The organism is Pseudomonas sp. SWRI154 (genome assembly GCF_014268645.1).
GTDB lineage: Bacteria > Pseudomonadota > Gammaproteobacteria > Pseudomonadales > Pseudomonadaceae > Aquipseudomonas > Aquipseudomonas marvdashtae.
In genome coordinates, this window is record NZ_JABWQW010000058.1 from 1 (window position 1) to 1,965 (window position 1,965).

Below are 1,965 nucleotides of genomic sequence, written 5' to 3' on the forward strand. Positions count from 1 at the left end.
TGTCAGTACCGATGCAAAACTGACCCACCCTACCGGTTGAAAACTGACCCACTTGGGCAAAATGCAGCTTTTGCGAGCTGCCCATGCTGTCCAAGGAGCAACACGTGGAAATCAGTGTTCTTGTTCGTCAGGGTTTGTCTATTCGAGCTATCGCTCGGCAGATGGGCTGCTCACGCAATACCATTCGACGCCACCTCAAATTACAAGCCCAGCGCCAACCCGTTGTCTACGGCCCGCGCGCGGAGCGCGTGGGCAAGCTTGCGCCTTTCGAGGCCTTCCTGCGTCAGCGCGTAGAAGCCGCCCGGCCACACTGGATCCCTGCGATTGTTCTGCTCAGGGAGATCCGAGAGCAGGGCTACACGGGCGGCTACTCCATCCTCACCAGCTTTCTGCTGACATTGAAATCCAAGGCCAACGAACCCGTTGTGCGCTTTGAAACAGAGCCTGGCGAACAGATGCAGGCGGACTTCACGATCATTCGACGTGGCCGCGATCCGCTGTTGGCATTTGTCGCAACGCTGGGCTGGAGTCGCGCCACTTACGTTGTTTTCTCGCGACGAGAAGACTCCGCAGCCTGGTGCTCCGGCATCGAAAAAGCCCTGCGTTTCTTCGGCGGCACGCCACGCAAAGTGTTATTCGACAACGCCAAGACCATCATCCAGGAGCGGGATGTTTATGGCCCCGGCGAGCATCGCTGGAACCCGGCTCTATTGAGCCTGGCAGAGCGCTATGGCTTTACGCCAAAGGTCTGCCGGCCCTATCGAGCGCAAACCAAGGGCAAGGTTGAGCGCTTCAACCATTACTTGAAAAACAGCTTTGTTGTTCCACTCGCAGCGTCGCTTAATCAGGTCAGTCTGGTGCTGGATGTCGAGGTCGCGAACAGCAAAATCGGCCCTTGGCTGATCGACATCGCCAATGCCCGAACTCACGCTACGACCGGTGAAATCCCTCAGCACCGCTTGGATAAAGAGGTGCACTATTTACTACCATTGCCAGAGCTTCAAGGCGCTCCGAACGCTCTGAAACAAGCCGTTCAGCCCATACCAGTGGAGAGCCTGCAACATCCACTGTCGGTCTACCAAGCCCTGCTTGAGGTGCGAGCATGAGCCTTCAACATCTGCGCATTGAAGCGCTTTGCCAACAATTCAAACTCGATACCTTCGCTACGGATTGGCCCGCGCTGGCGCAGCAGGCTGCCGAGAAAGAAACGAGTTACGCCGACTTCCTGGAACAACTTCTACTGAGTGAAGATCGCGCCAGAAACGAACGGCGGCGACAGACACTGCTGCACTTGTCCGGGCTGCCAGCGGTGAAAACGGTTGAACAGTACGACTTTAAATTTGCCAGCGGAGCGCCGCAAAGTCAGATCCTTGAACTGGCCGGACTGGCCTTTATCGAGCGTAAGGAAAACGTGGTGCTGCTGGGGCCGTCCGGCGTTGGCAAAACGCACTTGGCCAGCGCGCTAGCTCACCGAGCAATCATGGCGGGCATCTCGACGAAGTTCATCACCGCCGCCGATCTGACATTGCAACTGGTCGCCGCACATCACCAGGGGCGCTTGGCTCAGTATTTCAGTCGAGTGGTGCAGCGCTCGAAATTGCTGGTGATCGATGAAATAGGCTACCTGCCTTTTGGCCGTGACGAAGCAAATCTGTTTTTCAACGTCATCGCCAAACGCTACGAACATGGCAGCATCGTGCTGACCAGCAACTTGCCGTTTAGCCAGTGGGCAACGACCTTTGCGGATGACTCGACACTGACCGCCGCGCTATTGGATCGGCTTCTGCACCATGCACATATCGTTCAGGTCAGCGGGCAGAGTTACCGGCTGAAGGACAAGCTGAAATCTGGCCAGGTGGTACCGCGAGAGACGGCTTCGCCGAAGCTATAAACAGACTTTAACTACCGCCGGGGTGGGTCAGTTTTACTTCGGTAGGGTGGGTCAGTTTTCAACCGGTGTTGACA

The 1,965-nt window shown here is 56.5% G+C and carries 2 protein-coding genes; both read left to right on the forward strand.

Going from position 1 to position 1,965, the window contains the following annotated elements:
- Positions 1 to 83 precede the first annotated feature (83 nt).
- Positions 84 to 1,106 carry an IS21 family transposase gene (istA, locus tag HU806_RS26100; protein WP_186615769.1) on the forward strand — a complete coding sequence of 341 codons (1,023 nt, stop codon included), beginning with the start codon at positions 84 to 86 and terminating at the stop codon, positions 1,104 to 1,106.
- Positions 1,103 to 1,891, forward strand: a complete 789-nt coding sequence (gene istB / locus HU806_RS26105; RefSeq protein WP_186615771.1) for an IS21-like element helper ATPase IstB — start codon at positions 1,103 to 1,105, stop codon at positions 1,889 to 1,891. Before istA ends, istB begins: the two co-directional genes overlap by 4 nt.
- Positions 1,892 to 1,965: the final 74 nt, after the last annotated feature.